Origin of the sequence: Pseudotamlana agarivorans, assembly GCF_018860245.1 — a bacterium.
Classification (GTDB): domain Bacteria; phylum Bacteroidota; class Bacteroidia; order Flavobacteriales; family Flavobacteriaceae; genus Pseudotamlana; species Pseudotamlana agarivorans_A.
Genome location: NZ_JAHKPD010000010.1, coordinates 1 through 2,176, shown reverse-complemented (window position 1 = coordinate 2,176; position 2,176 = coordinate 1). Strand labels below are relative to the sequence as shown.

Genomic DNA, 2,176 nt, shown 5'->3' with positions numbered 1-2,176 from the left:
CAAAAGGTAAGTTCAAGTTTACTAAATTAGTTGTTTTAACACGCACCAAATCATATACATAACCGTTGTAAACAATGCCCCACTCGGGTGTAAATCAACTCTCAACGCAATCCTAACCCCTTAAAAATTACTTTAACAAAAAACTTAAAAGCAAAGCGCAATCGGACTAGCTTACTCAGCCGATTTCGGACTTTAACGATACGAAACTGTTGCGGCGGACTGATACTCAGAACGGCAAATTTTCCATAAAAATTAGTTGTTTAAGAATCTTAATATAAAACCTGATTACTCAGCTGGCTTCTGACCAAAACAATACGCAACTGTTGCGACGGACTGATACGCTGGACGGCTAATTAGTGTGTTAAAAAATTGCCATTAAAACTGCTTGGAAAAATATTTTATCGAATTTAAAAACGCAAATATTACAGTATTTCTAAAGAGTTTTATAAGTATAATCAATAAAATTGCACTGATTTACAACATTGTATAAAATGCAATGCTTATTTTAGCAAAACACAAAGGGCATCGCTTTTTTGGATTGCTGATTTTCCTTCGGAAAATCTAGCTTCTTAGGCGCATCGCACCTTATACGAAACCGTTGTGCTTAATTGCTCATCAGACCCCAAAAAACTAAGAAACAAAATGTTACACAAAACATTTAGGTTAGTCAAAATTTAAAATGCAAAAAACAACTAATATCTATAATACGGAGATTAACGAAATACTTCCTTCTCTACAAAAGCTAATTCATGAAAAGGATGAAACTGACTATCAAATGATTTTTGTTAGTGTCTTTGACCATTGGTTAACACAAGATGAATTTCAACCTGAAATACATACGGAAGACGCAAAAGAAATAAAAATAAGAAGAGAAAAGCTCCAAAACTTCGTTATAGGCTTATTCAATCTGACACAGACCTTCACTTCTGAAATTAAAAGAAAAAATCAATTTTTCATATATCAATTTGAGACAAAAAAACAATTATTAAACAAGTGTGAAATTCAAAACCAAAATGGTGAATCTGGACAGCGGTATGATATAATACTTCCTGAATTTCAAGCAGTTTATAGTGAAGAATGGGACTGGACAAATATTATTTGGTTTAGAGACCAAGAAAAAATAAAACCGCTTATAGAACTGGCTAAAAAGTCTGGACTTTATATATTAACGAAATAAAAACTAAGCACAACAATGCCTATACTTAATACGGGTTTGGCGCTTAAGTTAAAGGTTCGTTTGTATTTGCAAAGTCCGCCAAATCTTTTGATTTGGCTTTAGTACTATAAAAGATAAAACAAAATAAAAAGATTTGGCTAAGTGTTTAAACGGAAATTATTTACTTTTAATTCCCGTACTAAGCATAGCCGTGAACGTTGGCAACTATTTGAAAAATGACAAAACACACTTCCATATTTCTAACTTTTTTGATATTTTCCATTCTGATTGCTTGCAATCAAAAGACTTCTGAAAAAAAAGTGACTAATCAACCGATTCTGGAATCCGTTGATTATCATAAAATAATAGATTTGATTATGGAAAATCACTCGGAAACTGAAATCAAACTTTACAATTTTGACATAAAATATAAAGGTCAAAAGAACGGAGAAACACTGAATGACTTCAAATATGTTATAAATAATACGGATTCAAAATCACAGTCGGAATTACTAAAAAAGTTAATTTCTAAACAAGACTCTTTTGTGTTTAATAAATCAAAGCTAAATTCTAAAACAACTGAATTTCTAAATCCAAAAGAAACTAAAAACAATGATAAAATAATTTATGTTTTCAATTCATTTTTGGCGAATGATTTACACGACTCAATCGTTGCAAATATTTCTGTTTTATATACTAATGAAAAATATGGCGGAGTTAAAGGTGGATGGGAGGAAATTGCGTTTTTTTCAAAAGAAAACGATAATTGGAAAACTGATAAACGAATTGAATTTATAGAATATTAAAAAAAAACAGTTGCCAACACCGTGTATAAAACATAGCTAAAATAGGCTTTACGAGAGGTTTTTGCTTATTTACTAAGTCCGCCAAATTTTTAATTTGGCTTTTACTTTTGACAAGTTAAAAACAAAATTAAAAATTTAGCTCTGTTTTAGCCTTAAAAATATTACCTTTTTACACGCTACGTTGTATACACATAAACGTTGTAGTGCATTTGAG

At 30.7% G+C, this 2,176-nt stretch carries 2 protein-coding genes; both read left to right on the top strand.

All coding sequences use genetic code 11. The features are described from left to right. Positions 1 to 679 precede the first annotated feature (679 nt). Positions 680 to 1,177 carry a hypothetical protein gene (locus KO493_RS04835; protein ID WP_216066819.1) on the top strand — a complete coding sequence of 166 codons (498 nt, stop codon included), beginning with the start codon at positions 680 to 682 and terminating at the stop codon, positions 1,175 to 1,177. Positions 1,178 to 1,392: 215 nt separating this feature from the next. Beyond that, entirely contained in the window at positions 1,393 to 1,962 is a 570-nt protein-coding gene (locus tag KO493_RS04830; protein WP_216066818.1) for a hypothetical protein, read from the top strand. The last annotated feature ends 214 nt before the right edge of the window (positions 1,963 to 2,176 follow it).

Bases quoted from the DNA above. Each gene is read 5' to 3' on its own strand.
- KO493_RS04835 (WP_216066819.1), top strand. From the start codon at position 680: ATGCAAAAAACAACTAATATCTATAATACGGAGATTAACGAAATACTT.
- KO493_RS04830 (WP_216066818.1), top strand. From the start codon at position 1,393: ATGACAAAACACACTTCCATATTTCTAACTTTTTTGATATTTTCCATT.